Raw genomic sequence first — 2,047 nt, 5'->3', positions numbered from 1 at the left:
CTGGGCTCGAACCAGGGACCTGCGGATTAACAGTCCGTCGCTCTACCGACTGAGCTATGGGAGAATCTGGAAAAGGATTTTAGGCAGGAAAGAGGGCTGGGTCAAGCCTTAATAACAGAATTAGAGTGAATATCTAATCGTTTGGTTTAAAAATACTCGAAACATTGATTTTATTCAAAATAATGAAAAATTATTAAATCATTAGAAAAGAAAAAACCCGCAATAAATGCGGGCTTTTAGAATCTTGGCTCTCCCACCTGGGCTCGAACCAGGGACCTGCGGATTAACAGTCCGTCGCTCTACCGACTGAGCTATGGGAGATTAGTAGATGGCTCTCCAACCTGGGCTCGAACCAGGGACCTGCGGATTAACAGTCCGTCGCTCTACCGACTGAGCTATTGGAGAATCTGATGCGCATTTTATGGATGAAATCTAAAAGCGTCAATAAGAATATTAAAGAAAATGAATCGTTTGCTTGATTAATATGCTTTTGCTGTATTAAAAATAAAAAAACCACCCCAAATAGGGTGGTTTTTCATAAAGAAATAAAATTATTTCTCTACACCAGCTGGTTGACCTGCAAGTTTTGCATTTGCATAGTCCCAGTTCACAAGGCTTTCTAGGAAAGTTGCGATGTATTTAGGACGTAAGTTACGGAAATCGATGTAGTAAGCATGTTCCCATACGTCAATTGTTAATACAGCAATTTGGCCATGTGCAAGTGGAGTGTCTGCATTAGAAGTTTTAGTAATAGATAATTTACCGTTTACTTCATCAGCAACTAACCAAGCCCAACCTGAACCGAATTGAGTTGTTGCAGCAGCAGTAAATTCTTCTGCAAACTTTTCGTAGCTACCAAAAGCTTCGTCAATTTTAGCAGCGATTGCGCCAGTAGGCTTACCACCACCATTTGGCTTCATGCTGTTCCAGTAGAAAGTGTGGTTCCAAACTTGAGCAGCATTGTTGAAAATACCAGCTTTAGATGCATCACCAGCAGTCGCTTTAATGATTTCTTCTAAAGTTTTACCTTCAAGGTCAGTCCCTTTGATTAAGTTGTTTAAGTTAACAACATAGGTATTGTGGTGTTTATCGTGATGGTATTCTAAAGTTTCTTTACTAATATGTGGCGCTAAATCATCATAGCCATATGGAAGTGCAGGTAAAGTAATGGTTGTCATGTTCCTATTCCTTGCATTTGCTGGGTTATACAATTAAGTGGCTCTATTGTAAATGATTCTGGTAACAATAGGGCATCGTTTTAAAGAACTATACACAATAAAGATCTAATTAATACGCATAACACAGATTGAAAAAAAGACTTAATTAAATCGGATTATTCAATTCAAAATATTCAGCTTCAATTGAAAACTGTTTTGAGATCGCTTGTGCCAAACGCTGAACTCCATAACGCTCAGTAGCATGGTGACCACAGGCGAAATAGTGAACCCCTAATTCTTTTGCTTCATAAAAAGTTCGTTCACTGACTTCACCTGAAATATAAGCATCACAATTTTGCAAAGCAGCTTTAGCAATAAAATCTTGAGCGCCGCCTGTACAGAAGCCTACTTTTTGAATGCTTTGCTTTTCTGCTGGCAAATGAATCACTTTAAAATCAAAACTGTTTTGAAGCTGTGCTTTAAACTCATCTACAGAAACTGCTTGCTCTAAATAACCAATATTACCAATCGGATGTTTCTCGGTTAAATCGAGTGGTTCTAAATTCTTCAAGTTTAGTTTTTCTGCAATCGCTACATTGTTGCCCAAAGTTGGGTGTGCATCTAAAGGTAGATGATAAGCGACTAATGAAATATTATTTTGAATGAGTTTTTTAATGCGGTTGCCTCGCATTCCAGTAATTGGATACGGTTCACCCTTCCAAAAATAACCATGATGTACGAGTAATAAATCTGCATTTTGAGCAATTGCTGCATCAATCGCATCTTCGGAAGCAGTAACCGCACAAACGATACGTTTTACTTCAGTTGAACCTTCAATTTGCAGGCCATTTGGTGCGTAATCTTTAAATTCTGCCGCTTTTAAGGTTTGG

The 2,047-nt window shown here is 38.6% G+C and carries 2 protein-coding genes and 2 tRNA genes; all 4 read right to left on the bottom strand.

Going from position 1 to position 2,047, the window contains the following annotated elements; all coding sequences use genetic code 11:
* Nucleotides 1–245: 245 nt before the first annotated feature.
* Nucleotides 246–321: transfer RNA gene (locus J536_RS23930), tRNA-Asn, on the bottom strand.
* Between the two features lie 8 nt (nt 322–329).
* Nucleotides 330–405, bottom strand: a tRNA-Asn gene (locus J536_RS23925).
* Between the two features lie 146 nt (nt 406–551).
* Nucleotides 552–1,178 (bottom strand): superoxide dismutase, encoded by a 627-nt coding sequence (locus J536_RS23920; protein WP_000208083.1) that lies wholly within the window; start codon nt 1,176–1,178, stop codon nt 552–554.
* Nucleotides 1,179–1,323: 145 nt separating this feature from the next.
* The coding region (locus tag J536_RS23915; RefSeq protein WP_032002022.1) for a Nif3-like dinuclear metal center hexameric protein at nt 1,324–2,047 on the bottom strand (724 nt) is incomplete at its 5' end.

Origin of the sequence: Acinetobacter sp. 809848 (genome assembly GCF_000581275.1) — a bacterium.
Lineage (GTDB): Bacteria > Pseudomonadota > Gammaproteobacteria > Pseudomonadales > Moraxellaceae > Acinetobacter > Acinetobacter pittii.
The sequence above is the reverse complement of the archived record's forward strand: the minus strand, read 5'-3'. Positions and strand labels throughout refer to the sequence as shown.